The 19,593-nt window shown below is 46.3% G+C and carries 24 protein-coding genes; 4 read left to right on the forward strand and 20 right to left on the reverse strand.

The genetic code is table 11. The annotated features are described in order from the left end of the window. Positions 1-100 precede the first annotated feature (100 nt). The 20 genes from BUB28_RS09640 to BUB28_RS09735 form a co-directional block, all read right to left on the reverse strand. Complete coding sequence (locus BUB28_RS09640; RefSeq protein WP_072950982.1) at positions 101-634, reverse strand: 2-oxoacid:acceptor oxidoreductase family protein; 534 nt, start codon at positions 632-634, stop codon at positions 101-103. Then, on the reverse strand, positions 634-1,407 hold the full coding sequence (locus BUB28_RS09645; RefSeq protein ID WP_072950984.1) for a thiamine pyrophosphate-dependent enzyme: 774 nt from the start codon (positions 1,405-1,407) through the stop codon (positions 634-636). The genes BUB28_RS09640 and BUB28_RS09645 overlap by 1 nt, the downstream gene beginning before the upstream one ends. Then, positions 1,407-2,450, reverse strand: a complete 1,044-nt coding sequence (locus BUB28_RS09650) for a 3-methyl-2-oxobutanoate dehydrogenase subunit VorB (protein WP_072951170.1) — start codon at positions 2,448-2,450, stop codon at positions 1,407-1,409. The genes BUB28_RS09645 and BUB28_RS09650 overlap by 1 nt, the downstream gene beginning before the upstream one ends. Before the next feature lie 45 nt (positions 2,451-2,495). Further along, on the reverse strand, positions 2,496-2,702 hold the full coding sequence (locus BUB28_RS09655) for a 4Fe-4S dicluster domain-containing protein (protein ID WP_019680241.1): 207 nt from the start codon (positions 2,700-2,702) through the stop codon (positions 2,496-2,498). A 126-nt stretch (positions 2,703-2,828) separates the two neighbouring features. After that, positions 2,829-3,485, reverse strand: a complete 657-nt coding sequence (locus tag BUB28_RS09660; RefSeq protein ID WP_072950986.1) for a cobalamin biosynthesis protein CobQ — start codon at positions 3,483-3,485, stop codon at positions 2,829-2,831. A 158-nt stretch (positions 3,486-3,643) separates the two neighbouring features. Next, complete coding sequence (locus tag BUB28_RS09665; RefSeq protein WP_072950988.1) at positions 3,644-5,545, reverse strand: hypothetical protein; 1,902 nt, start codon at positions 5,543-5,545, stop codon at positions 3,644-3,646. 13 nt (positions 5,546-5,558) lie between these two features. Next, positions 5,559-6,125 (reverse strand): RNA polymerase sigma factor, encoded by a 567-nt coding sequence (locus tag BUB28_RS09670; protein WP_072950989.1) that lies wholly within the window; start codon positions 6,123-6,125, stop codon positions 5,559-5,561. Between the two features lie 181 nt (positions 6,126-6,306). After that, positions 6,307-6,543: an acyl carrier protein gene (acpP, locus tag BUB28_RS09675; protein WP_072950997.1), complete on the reverse strand. Its 237-nt coding sequence runs from the start codon at positions 6,541-6,543 to the stop codon at positions 6,307-6,309. A 42-nt stretch (positions 6,544-6,585) separates the two neighbouring features. Further along, entirely contained in the window at positions 6,586-7,392 is an 807-nt protein-coding gene (locus tag BUB28_RS09680) for an acetyl-CoA carboxylase carboxyltransferase subunit alpha (protein ID WP_072950999.1), read from the reverse strand. Positions 7,393-7,394: 2 nt separating this feature from the next. Next, positions 7,395-8,240: an acetyl-CoA carboxylase, carboxyltransferase subunit beta gene (accD, locus tag BUB28_RS09685; protein ID WP_139277543.1), complete on the reverse strand. Its 846-nt coding sequence runs from the start codon at positions 8,238-8,240 to the stop codon at positions 7,395-7,397. 21 nt (positions 8,241-8,261) lie between these two features. Beyond that, positions 8,262-9,614, reverse strand: a complete 1,353-nt coding sequence (accC, locus tag BUB28_RS09690; RefSeq protein WP_072951002.1) for an acetyl-CoA carboxylase biotin carboxylase subunit — start codon at positions 9,612-9,614, stop codon at positions 8,262-8,264. A 22-nt stretch (positions 9,615-9,636) separates the two neighbouring features. After that, positions 9,637-10,080, reverse strand: coding sequence for a 3-hydroxyacyl-ACP dehydratase FabZ (fabZ, locus tag BUB28_RS09695; RefSeq protein ID WP_072951004.1), 444 nt, complete (start codon positions 10,078-10,080; stop codon positions 9,637-9,639). A gap of 5 nt (positions 10,081-10,085) precedes the next feature. Beyond that, positions 10,086-10,742, reverse strand: coding sequence for a hypothetical protein (locus BUB28_RS09700; protein ID WP_072951005.1), 657 nt, complete (start codon positions 10,740-10,742; stop codon positions 10,086-10,088). Positions 10,743-10,746: 4 nt separating this feature from the next. Next, a complete protein-coding gene (locus BUB28_RS09705) occupies positions 10,747-11,322 on the reverse strand; it encodes a DmsC/YnfH family molybdoenzyme membrane anchor subunit (protein ID WP_072951007.1) in 576 nt (191 codons plus the stop codon). Next, complete coding sequence (accB, locus tag BUB28_RS09710) at positions 11,322-11,792, reverse strand: acetyl-CoA carboxylase biotin carboxyl carrier protein (protein ID WP_072951009.1); 471 nt, start codon at positions 11,790-11,792, stop codon at positions 11,322-11,324. The genes BUB28_RS09705 and accB overlap by 1 nt, the downstream gene beginning before the upstream one ends. A 12-nt stretch (positions 11,793-11,804) precedes the next feature. After that, positions 11,805-13,061 carry a beta-ketoacyl-ACP synthase II gene (fabF, locus tag BUB28_RS09715; RefSeq protein ID WP_072951011.1) on the reverse strand — a complete coding sequence of 419 codons (1,257 nt, stop codon included), beginning with the start codon at positions 13,059-13,061 and terminating at the stop codon, positions 11,805-11,807. 75 nt (positions 13,062-13,136) lie between these two features. Beyond that, positions 13,137-13,877 carry a 3-oxoacyl-[acyl-carrier-protein] reductase gene (fabG, locus tag BUB28_RS09720; protein ID WP_072951013.1) on the reverse strand — a complete coding sequence of 247 codons (741 nt, stop codon included), beginning with the start codon at positions 13,875-13,877 and terminating at the stop codon, positions 13,137-13,139. Between the two features lie 112 nt (positions 13,878-13,989). Beyond that, positions 13,990-14,184, reverse strand: a complete 195-nt coding sequence (locus BUB28_RS09725) for a hypothetical protein (protein WP_072951015.1) — start codon at positions 14,182-14,184, stop codon at positions 13,990-13,992. Next, positions 14,181-15,107: an enoyl-[acyl-carrier-protein] reductase FabK gene (gene fabK, locus BUB28_RS09730; protein ID WP_072951017.1), complete on the reverse strand. Its 927-nt coding sequence runs from the start codon at positions 15,105-15,107 to the stop codon at positions 14,181-14,183. Before fabK ends, BUB28_RS09725 begins: the two co-directional genes overlap by 4 nt. Positions 15,108-15,222: 115 nt before the next feature. Then, positions 15,223-16,209: a beta-ketoacyl-ACP synthase III gene (locus BUB28_RS09735; RefSeq protein WP_072951019.1), complete on the reverse strand. Its 987-nt coding sequence runs from the start codon at positions 16,207-16,209 to the stop codon at positions 15,223-15,225. Between the two features lie 288 nt (positions 16,210-16,497). Between BUB28_RS09735 and fabD the strand changes: the two genes are divergently transcribed. The 4 genes from fabD to BUB28_RS09755 are packed head-to-tail and all read left to right on the forward strand — an operon-like array spanning position 16,498 to position 19,583. Then, positions 16,498-17,406 carry an ACP S-malonyltransferase gene (gene fabD, locus BUB28_RS09740; protein WP_072951020.1) on the forward strand — a complete coding sequence of 303 codons (909 nt, stop codon included), beginning with the start codon at positions 16,498-16,500 and terminating at the stop codon, positions 17,404-17,406. After that, a complete protein-coding gene (locus tag BUB28_RS09745) occupies positions 17,403-18,239 on the forward strand; it encodes a shikimate dehydrogenase family protein (RefSeq protein WP_072951022.1) in 837 nt (278 codons plus the stop codon). The genes fabD and BUB28_RS09745 overlap by 4 nt, the downstream gene beginning before the upstream one ends. 1 nt (position 18,240) lies before the next feature. After that, positions 18,241-18,696: a GNAT family N-acetyltransferase gene (locus BUB28_RS09750; RefSeq protein ID WP_072951024.1), complete on the forward strand. Its 456-nt coding sequence runs from the start codon at positions 18,241-18,243 to the stop codon at positions 18,694-18,696. Further along, positions 18,693-19,583 (forward strand): CE1 family esterase, encoded by an 891-nt coding sequence (locus tag BUB28_RS09755; RefSeq protein ID WP_072951026.1) that lies wholly within the window; start codon positions 18,693-18,695, stop codon positions 19,581-19,583. Before BUB28_RS09750 ends, BUB28_RS09755 begins: the two co-directional genes overlap by 4 nt. The last annotated feature ends 10 nt before the right edge of the window (positions 19,584-19,593 follow it).

Raw genomic sequence — 19,593 nt, forward strand, 5'->3', positions numbered from 1 at the left:
TAAATCATTGGGCTGTCGAGGACGCCAGCCCCTACAAGCTAACGGCTAATGGCAGACGGCTGCAAAAAAGCTCCCGATAAATCGGGAGCTTTTTGTTATCTTATGCGTTCATACCAAGGTCGATAGCCTTGAAGTTGTTAGGGATAAGTGCAGCCTTCTTAGGTGGTACGACCTTCTCGATAGCCTTCTGCATTGTCTCAAGTGAGCAGATACCTGTCTCCTTGAGGAGCTTGCCGAGAAGAATGATGTTTGAACCGCCCTTGAGGTTGTTATCATCAGCCATCTGCTGTGAAGGGATACCGAAAAGCTCGATATCTGTTCTGTCAGTCTCAGGCTCGATCATTGTGCTGTCAAAGAATACCTTACCGCCGGGACGTACACAGCTTACAAACTTGTCAAATGAAGGCTGGTTCATAGCGATGAGGAGATGTGGTGTGAGTACGAGAGGTGAACCGATCGGATCATCGGAAATAGTAACTGAACAGTTACAAGTACCGCCTCTCATCTCAGGACCGTATGAAGGGAGCCATGAAAGCTCCTTATTGTCCATAAGTCCGCAGTATGCAAGGATCTTACCTGCGAAAAGGATACCCTGTCCGCCGAAGCCTGCAAGAAGGATCTCTGTAGTAGCCATTACTCGTTACCTCCTTCTGTCTTTGGGAATACGCCCTCTTCAACGTCCTTGTATACGCCGAGAGGATAGTATGGGATCATTTCGTCCTGAAGTCTCTTGATAGCGTCAAGAGGAGCAAGTCCCCAGTTTGTAGGACAAGTTGAAAGTACCTCTACGATAGAGAAGCCCTTTCCTGCCTTCTGGTTCTCGAATGCCTTGCGGATAGCCTTCTTTGCAGCCTTGATGTGAGGTACGCTGTCAACTGCAACACGCTCAGCATAAGCTGTACCTGTGAGCTGTGAAAGCATCTCACATACCTTTACAGGATAGCCTGCAAGCTCAGGGCTTCTTCCGAAAGGTGTTGTCTGTGTTACCTGTCCAGGAAGTGTTGTAGGAGCCATCTGACCGCCTGTCATTCCGTAGATAGTATTGTTGATGAAGATAACGACGATATTCTCGCCTCTTGTTGCAACGTGAACTGTCTCGGCAGTACCGATAGCAGCAAGGTCGCCGTCGCCCTGATAAGTAAATACGAACTTATCCGGATTTGTACGCTTTACGCCTGTTGCTACAGCAGGTGCTCTGCCGTGAGCAGCCTCGATCATATCGCAGTTGAAGTAATCATATGCCATTACAGAGCAGCCAACAGGACATACGCCTATTGTATCGCCCTCGATGCCCATTTCGTCAATGACTTCACAGAGTATTCTGTGAACTATACCGTGTGTACAGCCGGGGCAGTAATGTGTAGGAACGTCAATAAGTGACTTTGGTCTTTCAAATACTACAGCCATCAGAGAGTACCTCCCAGTTTCTTGATCTCGCCCAGTACCTCAGCAGGTGAAGGGATAACGCCGCCTGTTCTTCCGAAGAACTCTACAGGCTTTGAGCAGTTGATAGCAAGCTTGATATCATCTATCATCTGTCCCATTGACATCTCTACGCTGAGAAGCTTCTTAGCGTTCTTAGCAGCCTCGTTGATCTCCTTTACAGGGAATGGCCACAGTGTCTTAGGACGGAAGAGACCTGCCTTGATGCCCTGTGCTCTTGCATCGTTTACAGCAGACTTTACGACTCTTGCTGTTGCGCCGAATGCACATACGAGTATGTCACAGTCCTCTGTGAGGTATGACTCAGCCTCTGTCTCTGTTTCCTTGATGATATCGTATTTCTTATAACGCTCTATGATAGAGTTTTCGAGCTCGTCAGGTTTAAGATAGAGTGAGTTGATGATGTGGTGCTCTCTCTTCATCTTATGACCGTTTGCAGCCCAGCCGCTCTTATCGTAAGCTTCAGGATTGATCTCAGGGAATGTAACAGGCTCCATCATCTGTCCGAGAAGTCCGTCTGCAAGGATCATTGCAGGCATACGGTACTTGTCAGCACGGTCGAAAGCCTTTACAACGTAGTCTACCATTTCCTGTACTGATGCAGGAGCATATACGAGGAGCTGGAAGTCGCCGTGGCCGAGAGCCTTTGTAGCCTGCCAGTAGTCAGCCTGTGATGGCTGGATACCGCCGAGACCAGGGCCGCCTCTCTCTACGTTGATGATTACAGCAGGAAGATCTGAACCTGCGATATATGATATACCTTCACTCTTCAGAGAAATTCCGGGTGAAGATGATGATGTCATTGCACGAACACCTGTTGATGCAGCGCCGAGTACCATATTGATAGCAGCGATCTCGGACTCTGCCTGTAAGAATACGCCGCCTGCCTTATGCATACGCTTTGCCATATAAGCGGCAAGCTCTGTCTGAGGAGTGATCGGGTAGCCGAAGAAGCATTTACAGCCTGCTCTGATAGCAGCCTCTGCCAGTGCTTCGTTACCCTTCATAAGATTTCTTTCCAAAGCTAAACAGCTCCTTTCAACGAATATAAATTATTTTTGAATAACGATAGCACAGTCAGGACACATTGTTGCGCACATTGCACAGCTTATGCAAGCTGACTGGTCGGTACACTCTGCATAGAAATAGCCCTTCTTGTTACGGTGCTCCTTCTGAAGAACAACGATCTTCTTAGGACAGGCAGCTGTACACAGTCCGCAGCCTTTGCAGCGTTCAGTAATTACTGTCATTTTTTCCATACACCTTTCGCTCCTTTCAGATTGATTAATACTATGGTATAATAAGGAATTCGGGGTTCGGAATCCGAGATCAAGCATTTAAAGCTCGATTCCGCATTCCGAATTCCGCATTCCGAATCAACATTATCAGCCCCAGACGGGCTTTACGTATATCTTAGCTGGGAATACATCGGGCTTATCCGAAAGCACAGCGATATCCTCGGGATATACAGTATATAATACAGGAAGTCCTGTGAGCCTTGAAGTCTCCTCAGCAAAGCTGCGGGACTGCTCGATTATCTCAAGGCTTGTCTCAACTCCAAGATTTGTATTGTTTATGATAGCGGTATGCTTCATGCGTGATGCAGCCTCTATCTCATACATCAGCTTTGTTACCTCTTCTGCTGTATTGGTGAGGTATCTGCGCTGATTGATGACATAATACATCTCGATACTGTCCTTGAACTGCTCTAAATCGTCGGCATAGCGTCCCAGTGCCACCGCACCTGCGTCATCGCCGCCAACATCTATTATAAGGCAGTCCTCATCAGTTGCCAGCTCGACAACATCGAACTGTATTGACGGGATATCGAGGTTGCTCCTTGCAAAATCGGGAGCTATGAGCCTTATGCCCTTTTCCTCGAACAGATCGCGGAAATCCGCTGTTCGGAAATATGGGTTTACTATGTCAAGATCGACTATGGCTGCGGACTTTCCCTCAGCTGCGGCTTTTACCGCAAGATTTACCGAAAAATTGGTCTTTCCGCTTCCGTAGTGACCTGTGATTATCTTAATATTCTTCATAAATATCCTCTTGATTCATTTGTGAAAAATCCTACAACTTATATTATACCACTTTAAACAATCAATTGCAAGTGGAATTTTTAACATTCAACGATATGATTTTTGTGAAAGCAGGCAAAAGCCCCGACATAAATCGGGGCTTCGAAGTATTTATTTTATTACTGACCTCTTACCTTGTCGGCAAGCTTCTTGTACACTCCTGCGTCATAACGATCATATTCTCTTTCTATTCGCCAGTCGTTATACTCCGTATCAAACACGAAATATACTTCCTGGAATTGCAGCTCTTCCTCTGTTGCAGGCTCAATATTGTAATTAATGTCGAAGGGGATAAATGCTCTGAATGAGGTATTTGTCCTGTCAGCTATTATAACAGGATAATCCTCGAAATATACAGGGGACAGATGACCTATGCCCAAATAATAGTATAATTTATAGAGCTTTCCTCTGTATTCGACTATTTTCCGCAGCTGTTCCCTGCTAATCATATCCCCCTGCTCCAGATCATCAGGCAGATATGCTGTCATTTTGTTTAAACGTTTCAAATCAATGCTATTTGCTGAGTATACGCTCCTTCCAAATCTTCTCATTTCCTTAATGTTAGAAAACTCCGGCTCATCCACGAGTAAATAATACACCTTATCGGTTAATCCCGAAGAACCGTCTACAGGAGAGCACAGAATACCATCCCATTCCTCTGCTATTTCAGGATCAACAGAAAATTCGAGATATTCGTCCGCAAGATTTAAAGCCGCCATATTGATCTTGAACTTTACATCTGCTTCTTCTTTTTTGACCATTGCCAGCGCTATCTTGCCAAGTTCCGCGTCAAATGACATATTCTCCGCATCAGGCTCTTCAAAGACCGGAGTTGTAAAAATAATTTCTGTATCATCAGTTGTTGTTGTCATTGTTGTCTGCTCTGAGGTAACAGTGGTTGTTGTGACCGATATATCAGAAACGCCAAGATAGCTGAGGTCATTTGCACTTTCAGGGTCTACATCATTGCCGTATCTGTCCTTTTCCCTGATCTCGCTTCTGTATCCGCCCTCTTCTATCATCTGTCTGAATTCAAGGGGAGTGATAAGGTGTCCTGCGTCGTCATCATATTTTATATCTGTTACTTCAAATTCAGTCTTTGCTGTATGCGTTTTTTCTATTCCGTCCGAATCGCCCAGAACCGATATGCCTTCGTATGAATATTTAAGCTCTACTCCTGTCTCGGCATCAAAATAAGCTGTCAGCTTGCCATTATCGGTCAGCTGTTCTATTACTGTACATTCTCTGCCGCATACCGTATCCTTTCCGATTATATCCCAGTCGCTCCATAGACGCTCTGCAATTCCTAACCAGGGATAATCGAGATCAAACACGCCTTTCGGGTCCCAGAAATTCTCTACGGCTACCAGATGTTCATTGCTTATGTCATACGGCAAAACGTCATACCAGTTATTATCAAGATCAATAGTCGCAATTTTATTCTTGTAAATGAATTCCTTCATGTTCCAGCTGTCATATCCGCTTTCACTGCTGTTTTCCTGTTGCCTATGTACAAAAACGCTGTCTTCCTTTGTATCATACTCCACCTGAGCATCAAGGACATCAGTAATATCGTCATATATGCGAACGACTTTGTATGAAGCCTTCAGCTTGTCATAGTGACTTGGCGCATTGGAGCAGAGTTCTTTAAGGGCTTCCTTGTCGCCGGCTATGTCTGACGCTGTTGTTTCATCTGTCTTGGTCATTTTGCCCCTGTTGAGCAGGGCAACACTGCCTGCCACTGTAGCTCCTATCAGCACAAGTGATGCAGCCATTGTAAGAGGTCTGAGCCACACAGTTCTCTTTACGCGTTCAACTCCGCTTACTGTGCTCTCGTCCTCTTTATATTTTTCTTTCCTTGTTCCTTCTGTTTCTTCCTTTTTCATTTTGTAGTTCCTTTCGCTCACCGCGAGCAGCTTTTCAAGCTTCTCGTCGCTTATCTCGGGGCTCATATCAGTAAGATCTTCCATAAGCTCGTCCTCTGCGTTTTCAAATGTCTCAAATAGATCTATCTTTTTCACAGCTGCTCCTCCTTTACTTTGTGATACCGACTTCGGCAAGCTTTCCGCGAAGCTTCTCCATAGCTCTTGTACATCGTGAGCGGACGGACGATGCCGTCATGGAAACAGTCTTTGCTATCTCCGACGATTTGCGGTTATAATAGAATTTCTGCATAAGTATGGTCGAATCAGGCTCACCGAGCTCCTTTATCTTCTGAAGGAGTATGATGCGGAGTTCAGAACTGTCAACGTGGTCGTCCACGCTGAAATCGGAAACAAGCTCCGCCATATCCTCATCATCTGTATATGCATTATGGCTGTTTTCGGCAGAAAGCCTTCTGAAGCGGTCTATTGCCGTGCGCTTTGCGATAGTTCCTATGTATCCCTTGATATCGTTTGTGTATTTCTCATCGTAATCAAACTTCAGGAATATATCCGTGAACACATCACAGAAGCACTCCTCTATGTCCTCTTTTGTGCCGCAGCTTCTCAGTTTGTTGAATACTATCGCATATACGTATCTGCCGTATTCCTTCATCAGTCTCCTGTGACATTCCGCAGGAGAGGTACCGAGAAGCTCTCTCAGCTCATTCCCTGTCATGTTCTTCCCTCCTTTTCTATATAGTGAAGATCGACCTTTCATAAATAACATTCGCCGAAAAAAACGAAAGTGCTGCAAAAAACAAAAAATTTTTTCTTTTTATATAATACCATACTTTTTATAATGCCGCAATAATGAAAAAATCCCCTGACTATAAAGTCAGGGGAAGCTATACGCTCAATTATTCAGCGTCTGTATTCTTTTCAATGTAGTTAACGATGTCTCCTACTGTCTTTATCTCCTCTACAGCCTCATCAGGGATAGAGATGTCGAATTCGTCCTCGATAGTTGTGATAAGATCAACAACGTCGAGTGAATCTGCACCAAGATCGTCCTGGATATTAGAATCGAGGCTAACCTCATCTGCCTCTACGCTGAGCTGTTCTGCAATAATATCTTTGAGTTTTTCAAAAATCATTACAAGGTCCTCCATTTTTCTTTATTTTTTCTCAAAATCGGCTCATTCTGTGAACGCTCCGATTTTTCTAAATTTAGTATAGCGTTCTTTAAGCAAAACGTCAATATCTTTTTTACATTTTTCCGGGATTTTCTGTGACAAATATTCGTGTATATTTTCTGAAATTTTGTCTAAATCGTTATGTGCGCCTCCGAGAGGCTCCTCGATTATGGCTTCTGCAACACCTAAACGCACCATATCCTCAGCCGTTATCTTCATTATCTCGCTTGCTTCCTGCTCGCGTGAAGCGTCCTTCCAGAGTATGCTTGCGAATCCTCTTGGCGATAATACGGAGTATTCTGCATTCTCAAGCATTGCAAGCTCGTCGCATACGCCGAGAGCAAGTGCGCCGCCGCTTCCGCCTTCGCCCAGAACTATTGATATAATAGGTGTACGGAGAGTCATAAACTCCGCGATATTCTTGGCGATAGCCTCGCCCTGTCCGCGCTCCTCAGCCGCAACTCCGCAGAATGCGCCCGGTGTATCTATGAAGCATATGATAGGTCTGTGGAACTTTTCAGCCTGACGTGCTATCCTGAGAGCCTTTCTGTAGCCCTCGGGGTGCGGCATTGCAAAGTTGCAGGCTTTGTTCTCATTAAGGTCTCTGCCCTTTACCTCTGCGATTATTGTAACGGGCTCGCCGTCGAGTCTTGCGAGACCGCCTATAATAGCTCTGTCGTCGCCGAAAAGACGGTCGCCGTGCATTTCGTACCAGTCTGTGAATACCTGTGGTATATAGTCCTTTATTGTGGGTCTGCCCTTAGTGTGAATGAGCTGAAGGCGTTCCCACGCTGTTCTCTTGTCTTCCATGCTCACGCCTCCTTAGGGTAAAATCCGTGGATCTTCAGCAGATGTGAGAGTACGCTCCTCATCTTTCTGCGCTCTACTATCATATCCACAAAGCCCTTGTCGTACATGAATTCGGCAAGCTGGAAGTCCTCGGGAAGTCTCTGCTTGATAGTTCCCTCGATAACTCTTCTGCCTGCAAATCCGATAAGCACCTTCGGCTCTGCGATGATTATATCACCAAGTGACGCAAAGCTTGCGGTAACGCCGCCTGTTGTCGGGTCTGTCATTACTGCTATATAAAGTCCGCCTGCATCGCTGTGGAGCTTAACTGCTCCCGATGTCTTAGCCATCTGCATGAGAGAAACTATGCCCTCCTGCATACGCGCACCACCAGAAGCTGTGAACATAACTACAGGAAGTCCCTTTTCTGTGGCATACTCAAAGGCGCGTGTTATCTTTTCGCCTACTACACTTCCCATAGAGCCCATCATAAAGCGTGAGTCCATAACTCCGATGACCACAGGCGAGCCCTTGATAGTAGCCGTACCTGTGATGACTGCCTCGCTGAGACCTGTAGCCGCACGAAGCTCTGCCTGCTTTTCGCTATAATCAGGAAAATCCAGCGGATTTGCGCTCTTCATGCCGCCGTTGAGCTCCTTGAAGCTTCCCTTGTCAACGGTTATAGCTATACGCTCTGCTGATGACAGTCTGCCGTGGTAATTACACTTAGGACATACTCTGTGAAGCTCCTCGTACTTCGACAGAGGACTTGTATCCTGACAGCGCGGGCATTTGAACATAGGCGGTTTGTATTCTTCCTCACCGTCATTGAAGCGTTTCTTTACAACGTTAAAAAAATCTTCAAACAATTGTTTTCTCCCCATTCACTCTTAGTTCTTCTTTTCTTCCATGTACCTTCCAAGGAAGCCGATATCGTAATTGCCTGCCTTGAAATCAGCATTTCTTATCATTTCAAGCTGAAAATCTATATTTGTATCAACGCCCTCTACGATAAACTCTGAAAGTGCCCATCTCATCTTGTTGATAGCGTCCTCGCGGTCAGAGCCGTGAGCGATGAGCTTGCTTATCATAGAATCGTAGAAAGGAGTTATGGTATAGCCCTGATATACGGCTCCGTCAATTCTTATTCCGGGACCGCCCGGCATATAAAGTGCCGTGATAGTACCGGGTGACGGTCTGAAGCCGTGAGAAGGGTCTTCTGCGTTAATTCTGCACTCGATAGCGTGACCGCGCATAACTATGTCCTCCTGCTTTACACCCAGAGGCTTGCCGTCTGCTATCTCTATCTGTGCCTTTACTATGTCAAATCCCGTAACTTCCTCGGTTATAGGGTGTTCCACCTGTATACGGGTATTCATTTCCATAAAGTAGAAATCATGGTTCTCGTCAACGAGAAATTCGATAGTACCCGCGTTGTAATAGCCGCACTCCTTAGCCGCAGTAACTGCTGCTGCGCCCATTTTAGCACGGAGCTCTGCGTCCACGATAGGGCTGGGACACTCCTCTATCATCTTCTGATTGCGGCGCTGCATAGAGCAGTCACGCTCACAGAGGTGTATATAGTTGCCGTGCTTGTCGGCGATTATCTGTATCTCAACATGATGCGGATTTATGAGGAATTTCTCGATATATACCGCATCATCGCCGAAGAAGTTCTTAGCCTCCTGCTGTGCGGCTGTCATCTGAGCTTCAAGCTCGTCTGCGCTGTCAACACGGCGTATACCGCGTCCGCCGCCGCCTGCCGAAGCCTTTACAAGTACGGGGTAGCCTGCCTTATCGGCTATCTCACGGGCTTCCTCAAGGGACTTTACTGCGCCCTTTGAGCCCGGTATAACAGGCACTCCTGCTGCCGCCATAGTTTCCTTTGCAGCAGCCTTGTCGCCAAGCATTTCTATAGACTTATATGACGGACCGATGAAAACTATTCCGTTTGCCTCGCAGAGCTTTGCAAACTCTGCATTCTCCGAAAGAAATCCGAAGCCCGGGTGGATAGCGTCAGCCCCCGTATTCAACGCCGCCTGTACAATAGCGTTCATGTTAAGGTAGCTGTCCTTTGTCGCAGCAGGTCCTATACATACAGCCTCGTCTGCTATCTGAGCATGGAGCGAATTGTGGTCGGCAGTGGAATAAACTGCCACGCAGCGTATATTCAGCTCACGGCACGCTCTTATTATTCGTACAGCTATCTCGCCTCTGTTGGCGATAAGAACTTTTCTGAACATTTATACTGATCTCCTGTGTCACTTATTTATTATCTGCAACAATAAAGGTTATCTCGCATGATACAGCCTTTTCTCCGCCTACCGATGCAAGAGCCTTGCCTGTTCCCACAGGTCCGCGCTGACGTATCATCTCGACCTCAAGATCAAGCACATCGCCCGGAACTACCTGTCTGCGGAACTTAGCCTTGTCGATGCCTCCGAAAAGACCTACCTTGCCCTTGAATTCAGGCTTTGAGAGCATACATACAGCTCCTGCCTGTGCAAGCATCTCTATCATAAGCACACCGGGAGTTACAGGATATCCGGGGAAATGTCCCTTGAACCAGAAATCCTCTTCCTTGATGTACTTTCTTGCGTGTACCTTCACGCCTACCTCCAGTTCCACTATCTCATCTATGAGAAGGAACGGATCGCGGTGAGGGATTATTTCCATTATCTGTTCTTTATTCATAAGTATATCAGCCATTTTGATTACTCCTTATTTATATCGTTATCTGCAAGCATACCCATATCGTCTTCGGGGTTTATCCTGTACTTTGCAAAGGGATCCTCGGGTACCTGCTCTGCGCTTTCGGACTGAAGTCCTGCTCCGTAAACAACGCCTTCTTCTACTCCGTAGACCTCGCCGTCCTTGACGAAGCTCTTGAACGAGCCTACAAGCTGTGCGAAATGGGGATAGCCTATCTCGTTCCTGATGCTGCCGTCCTCCTTCTCCATTAAATAGATAACAACGGCATTTGCAACAGCAAGGGCTATAAACGAAAGGTTTACAGGTATCAGTACAGCGGATATCAGAAGTCCTGCCTTCCAGCTGTGCAGCTTGCGTATACCTATAAAGTATATCATCAGAAACAGGTAAAAAACTATAAGCGGCCAACAGGGCATGAACGTTCCGCTTGCCATGTATATCAGTGAGCCCTTCCACATCAAAGCAGTCATTATACCAACAGGGAGAAGTATGGCATTCATTATCCATAACGCCCAGAAATCGCGGAGGAATGCCCAGCGTTTCTTCTGCATATCCAGCATATGCTGATTGTATTCCTTGAATTCCGTATACATCTCAGCAGAAGTGATATTGATGTGCGACTCGTCTATATTGTCCTGAGTTATGTATTTAAGTTCCATAGTATCAAAGAAATGTACCGTCGTGAGGGTGGTCTCTCTTAGCCTTTTCGCGTATGCTGTCGTAAGTAAGGTTCGTTACGCTGTCAGCATCGCTGTTTACAGTAGTTATCAGGAGTCTCGGAAAGGAGGGATACCCCAGTTCCTTTGAGAGCTTGTTCTCTTCGTTGTTGTAATACCAGCCAATCCCGAAATTCGCCACAGGGAATAACAGGAAGATAAAGGATACCAGTATGGCAGGCAGCGATACAAGGCATAATACATACCTTTCACGGCAGTTCTTAATGTATATGAAATACGTTACCAGTATAAGATATCCCAGAAATCCTAACGCTGCCAGAATTATACGCCAGGTCGGTACATAATCATTGCTATATACCGCTATAAGCGAGAACATGAACCAGATAACAAGAACATACTGGGTTATTACCCATGTATTGAACAGAGCGTGTACACGGCGGCGTTTAATGTTGTTCTTCATGGCCTCGATGTTATATACACGGGCTTCCGCGAACATTTCGGGAGAGGTTATATTCCTTCCTCCCGAATCTATAATGTCCTGAGTTATGTACTTATACTCCATTATTTTATGACCATGATAGGCTGGTCGAATTCTACTGCCTGACCGTCTGATACGAGTATCTGCTCAACAACGCCGTCGTATTCCGACTGTATCTCGTTCATAAGCTTCATGGACTCTATTATCATGATAACGTCGCCCTTCTTGACCTCGTCGCCTGTCTTTACAAAAGGCGGCTTGTCAGGTGAAGGTGAAGAGTAGAATGTACCTACGATAGGTGATTTAACTATCTTTCCGCTGACTTCCTCAGCCATTGAAGCCTCACTTGCAGCAAGTGTGCTGTCGATAGGTGCTGACTGAGCAGGAGCAGCTACTGCCATAGGAACAGGCATTGCAGGGATACTCTTCTTGCCCTTGATAGTGATAGTATTGTCACCGCTTGAAATAGTAAGCTCCGAGAGCTCCTTCTTATTGATTATGTCTGCCAGCTTTTCTATTGTTTCAAGGTCAAACTGACCGTATAATTTCTCCATTTAATGTCCTCCTCAATCCTTTACCTTCTTGAAGCAAAGAGTAGCATTGTGTCCGCCAAATCCCAGTGAATTTGAAAGAACAGCGTTTACCTCCTGCTCGATATTACCGTTTCCGCAGTAATCAAGGTCGCACTCCTCGTCAGGCACCTTATAGCCGACTGTTGCGTGGATAAAGCCTTCCTCTATGCTCTTTGCGCAGACTACAGCCTCAACTGCACCTGCTGCACCGAGAAGATGTCCTATCATGGACTTTGTCGAGCTTATCTTCACGTTCTTTGCCTCGTCGCCGAAAGCAAGCTTTATAGCGGCTGTCTCATACTTGTCGTTGAGACCTGTTGATGTGCCGTGTGCATTTATGTAATCTATGTCAGCAGGTGTGAGACCTGCTTCCTCCATTGCAAGGCTCATGCCCTTGCCTGCGGCTTCACCGCTCGGCATAGGTGATGTCATGTGGTAACCGTCGCAGGTAGCTCCATAGCCTGCTACCTCTGCGTATATCTTAGCGCCTCTTGCTTTTGCGTGTTCATATTCTTCAAGCACGAGAACTGCGCTTCCCTCGCCCAGTACGAAGCCGCTGCGCTCCTTGTCGAAGGGGATAGAAGCTCTTGTGAGGTCCTCGCTCTTTGTAAGAGCCTTCATATTTGCAAAGCCACCGAATGTGAACTCTACTCTTGTGGACTCTGTACCGCCTGCCAGACAAGCATCAAGGTAACCGTCCTTTATCTTTCTGAAGGCTTCACCGATAGAATGTGTACCCGAAGCGCAGGCAGTCGTAACATCGTAATTAGCCCCTCTGAAGCCTGTCTTCATGGAGATAGTGCCTGCTGCCATATTGCTTATCATCATAGGGATATAGAATGCAGACATTCTTCCCGGACCTTTTTCAAGATACTTGTTATGCTCTGTAAGAGTAAGGTCTACGCCGCCGATGCCCGAGCCTACAAGAACGCCTACTCTGTAAGGGTCAATGTCCTTGAAGTCTGTTCCCGCATCTTCAAGAGCCTCGTGTGCAGCAACTACGGCATACTTTGTGAATGTATCCATGCGCTTTGCTTCCTTCTTGTCGAAGCAGCCATTTACGTCGTAATACTGTTCTTCATTGAAGTCGCGCACCATTCCTGCTATCTTAACGCCTATACGTTCTGTTTCAAACATATCTATAAAGGAGATGCCCAGCTTGTTTGCTCTGATGCCCTCCCAGAATTTCTTGACTCCTGTTCCAAGAGGAGTAACTGCTCCCATACCTGTTATAACAACTCTTCTGCTCATATTATTTCCTTTCCTAACCTCTCTGTAATTTAGTGTGATCAGAGCCTGTGCTCCATACTGCGAATATTACCGATATCACATAGCAAGTCCGCCTGATATCTCGATGACCTGCCCCGTAACATAAGAAGCATTGTCGGATACAAGGAAGGATACAACTGAAGCGATCTCCTCAGGCTCACCGTAGCGTTTGAGAGAGATAGCTTCGATCATCTTTGCTTTGAGCTCCTCAGAAAGCACATCTGTCATCGGGGTATGTATAAATCCCGGAGCTACGGCATTGCAGGTGATATTGCGTGAGCCGAACTCCTTTGCTGTTGTCTTGGTCATACCTATGATAGCTGCCTTTGATGCAGAGTAGTTCATCTGTCCGGGATTTCCGTAGAGTCCTGCAACAGAAGCCACATTTACTATCCTGCCGTGTCTCTGCTTCATCATTACAGCTGTTACGTTCTTTGTCATATTGAAAACGCTCTTCTGGTTTACAGCAATAACTGCATCGTATTCCTCCTCGCTCATTCTTGCAAGGAGCTTATCCTTTGTTATTCCCGCATTGTTTACAAGTGCGTCTATAGTGCCGAAATCAGCCTTTACCTGCTTTACCATAGCCTCACACTGGTCAAACTTTGAAACGTCTGCCGCATAACATTCAGCCTTTACGCCTAAAGCGCGGCACTCCTCAGCAACTGCAAGAGCTTTTTCCTTGTCGCCGTCACTGGGATAATGATTTATAACTACGTCAAAACCGTCCTGTGCAAGTCTTTTTGCGATGCAGGCACCTATACCCTGTGATGCGCCTGTAATTATTGCTGTTGCCATATTGCATACCTCCGTTATGTTGTTTTTTGTATCTCTATTTTATCATCTTTCTCATGTTTTGTTAACGTGAGAAATGTCACTTTCGATGTTACAAATGTAACTTTTTTCTGTCTCAAGCCTCAAATATCATGTCGTACTCTATAAGGGCACCGTAAGCCCCCAGCTTTACGGGAACATTTCCCGCATATCTGTATCCGAGAGCAGCCATTTCGTTTATCACCTGACGGGGAGACAGTTTCCTGTCCTCGATATCACAGTAATAGACACCTCCGATAGCCGCTTTCATTCTCATGTACTTATAGTTCATATTTTAAGAAGCTTTTCTGCTCCGTCGTTTATCTCCTTAACTATCTCGGCACATGGCTTTATGTCGTTTACCATACCCGAAATAGCACCGCAGAGGAATGAACCGCTGTCCACATCGCCGTCAACTACAGCTCTGCGGAGTGCGCCCAGTGTGAGCTGCTCAAACTCATCGGGAGTAAGTGTACCGTCCTTTTCGCCCATAGCCAGCTTCTTTGCGAACTTTGTCTTGATATTTCTGCAAGGGTGACCTGTATATCTTCCTGTTACGATATTATCGGTATCCTTTGCCTTTATTACGAGGTCTTTGAAAGTCGGGTGTATCTGACATTCCTCGGAAGCAAGGAAGCGTGTACCTATCTGAACGCCAACTGCGCCCAGCATGAAGGCTGCTGCCATACCTCTGCCGTCAGCGATACCGCCTGCTGCGATAACAGGTATCTCAACAGCGTCAACTACCTGCGGTACGAGACACATTGTTGTATTCTCGCCTATATGACCGCCCGACTCTGTTCCCTCAGCGATAACAGCGTCAGCCCCTGCCTTTTCCATTCTCTTTGCAAGAGCTACTGACGGTACAACAGGCATTACCTTTATATCTGCTTCCTTCCATGCAGCCATGTACTTACCGGGATTTCCTGCACCTGTTGTTATGACCTTTACGCCCTCGTCGATACAGAGCTGAGCAAGGTCATCGGCATTAGGGCTCATAAGCATGATATTCACGCCGAAGGGCTTGTTTGTCTTTTCCTTGCAGAGACGTATCTGCTCACGAAGATAGTCGATAGGTGCGCTGCCGCCTGCGATAAGACCGATACCGCCGGCGTTGGAAACAGCGGAAGCGAGTGTGTGCTCGGCTACCCAAGCCATACCGCCCTGTATTATAGGGTATTCGCAGCCGAGAAGTTCAGTAATGCGTGTTTTCATAATAGTTCTCCTTTTGTTATATAGCCCTTAGCCTTTAGCTATTAGCCTGAGGTATGCCCTTACGGACATCTATCAAAAAGCACATTGCCTAACGGCTAATGGCTGACGGCTAAGATTAGTATTCAAGTATTATTCCGCCGTAGGTAAGACCTGCTCCGAAGCCTATGAGAGCAAGCTTCTGTCCGCGTTTGATAAGTCCTTTTTCAATGCCCTCGGAAAGAGCCAGCGGTATAGACGCACTGGAAGTATTTCCGTAGTGGTCAAGGGTGATGATAAATTTTTCCATAGGAACATCGAGCTTCTTTGCAGCTGTCTCGATTATCCTTATATTAGCCTGATGCGGTATGAACCAGTCTATCTCGTCCTTTGTAATGCCGATTTTTTCGGCTGCACTTTCAAATGCCTTCGGAAGTGCCTGTGTAGCGAATTTGTATACTTCCTTACCGTTCTGACAGAGCTTATTCGTTGGTCCCTCAGGGATAGGATCCTCAAAATCATGCTCTATCGCAACCTCAGGAACAGGACGGAGCGATCTTGCGAAAAGATGCTTTGCACCGCTGCCGTCTGAGAAAAGTGCAGATGAAAAGAGCTTGTCGCTTCTTTCGAGTACAGCAGCTGCCGCACCGTCACCGAACAGTATACAGGTAGTACGGTCACTGAAATCAAGGAAGCGTGAAAGAGCTTCATTTGCAACAACAAGCACGTATTTCAGCGAATTATCCGTTTCAAGGAAGCGTCTTGCGGTATCGACACCGTAAACAAAGCCCGAACAGGCAGCACCAAGATCAAAGGCTGCTGCGTTAACAGCACCTATCTCATGCTGTATAACGCTTGCCATGCTCGGAGTAAGAAAATCAGAGGTGATCGTACATGATATTACCAGACCTATCTGAGCAGGGTCAATGCCTGCTGCCTCTATAGCCTTCAGAGATGCCTGCTTTCCCATGTACCATGTGGGCTCCCAGCCAGCCATAGGACGCTCTGTTATGCCCGTTCTTGTTCTTATCCACTCATCGTCGGTCTCGATAAAACGGGTGAGATCGTCGTTCTTCAATATCTGTTCGGGCACATATCTGCCCATTCCCAAAATGCTGATACCCATTAAAAAAGCTCCTTAGAATCAATAAAAATTATGTGAACATGGTTGTAAAAACCAAAAATTTGTGTTATAGTAGTAGTGTTGGTACATGAACAAAGGGAACTCTCCCCTATATGGACATAATACCACACATAATATATTGTAAAGCATTTTGAGTTTTTTTGCAACGATATTTTGTCACTTTGACAATCCAAAAACAAAATATCGTCATTTCTCACAAATTTGCAATATGACATTCAGATATTTTCACCATTGATTTGTGTATACCACACAGAAAGGATGTTATCAATTATGACAATTTCACTATTTTCAGGACAGGGTTCGCAGTATGAAGGCATGGGAAAGGATATTGCGGAAGCTATGCCTGAACTTGGAGAAGTTTACGAAACAGGTTCGGATATACTCGGCATTGAACTGAAGGATATATGCTTCAATGCTCCCCTTGACGAGCTTTCAAGAACCATAAACTCTCAGCCTGCTATCATGGCTACATCTATCGTATGTCTGAAAGCAGCTCAGGCTAAGGGCTTTGCATTTGACGGCGTTGCAGGTCATTCTCTGGGCGAATACGCTGCAATGTACGCTTCGGGAATGATAAGCCTTGAGGACGCTTTCCGCCTTATCAAGGCAAGAGCAGCCGCTATGGAGGAGGCTACAGCTTCAACCAAGGGCGCAATGGCAGCTATAATGAAGATAGCTCCCGAGGAGGTAGAAAGAGTATGCGGCGAGGCTAAGGAATACGTTACTGCCGTAAATTACAATTCCCCCGTACAGACAGTTATCGCAGGAACTCCCGAGGGTATCGCAGAGGTAAGCGAGATATTCTCAGGCATGAAGGCAAGAGTTATCCCTCTCAACGTTGCAGGTGCTTTCCATTCAAAGCTCATGCAGCCTGCTGCCGATAAATTCTATGAGACCGCAAAGACTATAACCTTCAAGGCTCCGCAGGTGAAGTATTACTCAAATCTCACAGGCGGCGAGCTCACTGACTTCTCGGATATGGCAACTATGCTTGCAAAGCACATCGTTTCTCCTGTACGCTTCACATCAGAGCTTGCTGCTATGCAGGAAGCAGGTGCGGACAAGTTCGTTGAATTCGGCCCCGGAAGAACTCTCACAGGACTCGTAAAAAAGACTCTTAAAGACATAACAGCCGTAAATGTAGAAAATCTTGAAACTCTCGAAGGAGCTTTATCATGAATAAATTTGCACTTATAGGTCACCCCCTCGGACACTCGATGTCTCCACTTATCCACGAAAAGCTGTTCGCTCTCAGCGGACTTTCAGACAGCTCATACGAGCTTATAGACATAGCTCCCGAGGATATGGCAAACAGCCGCGGACTTCTTGAAGGTCTCCGCGGACTCAATGTAACTATCCCCCACAAACAGGCAGTAATACCGCTTCTGAACGAGCTTGCCGAAAGCGCTCTCCGTTACAACTCCGTAAACTGCATAAACAACGATAACGGAAAGCTCACAGGCTACAATACCGACTGCGACGGATTCCTGCGCTCTGCGGAAAATCTCCCTATCGGCGGAAATGTAGCTATACTGGGCTGCGGCGGTGTCGGCAGAATGATAGCGATAGAGGTAGCCCGTCACGGCGGCAATATCACTCTCGCAGTTATCCCTCAGGACTTCAAAAACGCTCAGCTCCTTATGGCTGAGATAATGTCAAAGTGCAGCGGTGCTTCGATCAAGATAGTCGAGATATCCACACTTGAAGGCAGCTTTGATCTGCTCATAAATGCAACTCCCGTAGGTATGTATCCAAAGACAGATGCCTGCGCAGTAAGCGATACTGTCATCGAAAACAGCGGCAGCGTATTCGACGTTATCTACAATCCTATCGAGACCCTGCTTATGAAAAAGGCTCGTGCTCTCGGAAAAACTGCCGTAGGCGGCGCTTCCATGCTTGTATATCAGGCTGTAAAGGCACATGAGATATGGTACGGCGGGAAGTTTGCAGCTGAGGACATTGCAAAAATAATCACCGATGTGGAGAATGCTGTTGAAAGCATGAACAAATAATATGATAAGACCTGCAAAAGCCTGCGATGCTTCACGAATCGCTGAAATAATAATCACTAACTACCGCGTGAATTTTTATCCCTACTTTCTTAACGACGACTACTACTTCAATGAGCTGAACGTAGTTGATATGGCTTCGGAATACGAAGCAGGCTCGGAAGCTCTGAAAAATACATGGGTCTACGATGACTGCGGCGTAGTCAAGGGCGTTGTCCGCGTAAAGGACGGCGAGATAGAAAAGCTCTTTGTCGAACCGCAATTCCAGAATCTCCGCATCGGACAGACTCTTCTCAACTATGCAGTAAAAGAACTTGGCGCAACATGGCTTTGGGTGCTTGAATATAATATCCGTGCAAAGGCTTTCTATAAGCATCACGGATTCGAGTTTACGGGAGAAAAAATAATAGATGACGAAAAGGTGCCACTTTCTAAAATGGCACTGAGTGCAAAACCGTGAACCCCTTTAAAAAAGCCGTTTCTCTGACCGCAGTTTCATTTTTTCTGCTTTCGGGCTGTGTAAAAAAAGATACCGAAAAGCTTCAGTTAAAAAATGTAATGCTCAAAGGCGGCGGCAGCTTTTCCTGCACATTCGACGGTGTAAAGCATGATTTTATCTTGGATATGCCCGATAATACCGAAAATGCTCCCCTTGTGATAATTCTTCACGGCTACGGAGATTCCGCCGAAGGTATGCGGAACGGTATCCATTTCGAGGAGGCTGCAAATCCTCTCGGATATGCCGTTGTATACGTTACGGGAGCTGCCTCAAAAAAGGACAGGACAGCTGCAAACGGCTGGAATTCGGCTGCTTTTCCCGACGACAACAAGGATACGGAGTTTCTCACAGCTCTTGCGGAATATCTGCAAAAGAAGTATTCCCTGGACAAAAACAGGATATATGCCGCAGGCTTCAGCAGCGGTGCCTGCATGATGCATACTCTTGCCGAAAAAGCTGATGATACCTTCTCCGCTCTTGTGTGTGATGCGGGATATATGCAGAAAAGCATCTGGGACAGCAGAAAAAGCAGCAATGTCAGCTTTTTCCAGCTTACAGGTGAAAAAGACGACTTTGTACCAAAGGACAGCGACGGTACCGCGGAAACTAATCCTGCTCCGTCCATAGAAAAGGTAATGGCGTACCGCATAAGCTCCATAAACGCAGATATATCGGAAAGCTGTGAGCTGAAAGGCGGCTCGGTGCTGAATAAGTACGAATGCTCTGATACTCACAAACAGGTGTGGGAGCTTACCGTAAAGGGCGGCAGCCATTCGTGGTATTCCGAGAAATACAACGGCTTTGATGCAAATGAACTGGTGCTCGAATTCTTTGAGGCTCAGAAATAAAAAGGAGTAA

It is taken from the genome of Ruminococcus flavefaciens (genome assembly GCF_900143025.1).
Taxonomy (GTDB): domain Bacteria; phylum Bacillota; class Clostridia; order Oscillospirales; family Ruminococcaceae; genus Ruminococcus; species Ruminococcus flavefaciens_I.